Origin of the sequence: Rahnella sp. PD4, from assembly GCF_049199325.1 — a bacterium.
GTDB lineage: Bacteria > Pseudomonadota > Gammaproteobacteria > Enterobacterales > Enterobacteriaceae > Rahnella > Rahnella perminowiae.
Map to the genome: position 1 here is coordinate 1 of NZ_JBLZQF010000048.1, position 255 is coordinate 255.

Annotated in this window: 1 protein-coding gene; it reads right to left on the minus strand. The window is 47.8% G+C overall.

What is annotated here, in order from left to right:
• On the minus strand, positions 1 to 255 hold a 255-nt coding region (locus ACOZIO_RS25150), incomplete at both ends, for an integrase core domain-containing protein (protein WP_421595885.1).

Below are 255 nucleotides of genomic sequence, written 5' to 3' on the forward strand. Positions count from 1 at the left end.
TTTGAGACTTCCGGGTTTTCGGCCATCAGCCGGTACTCTTCCGGCGTCAGGTTGTTCAGGGATTCATGAGGCCGCTCGTTGTTATATTCAGCCAGCCAGCGCTCCGTTATTTCTCGTACTTCATTCAGTGTTCTGAACAGGTAAAAATCCAGTATTTCTGTCCGGTATGTTCGGTTAAACCGTTCTATAAACGCGTTCTGTGTTGGCTTACCCAGCTTGATAAATTCCAGCATCACACCATGTTCTTCGGCCCAT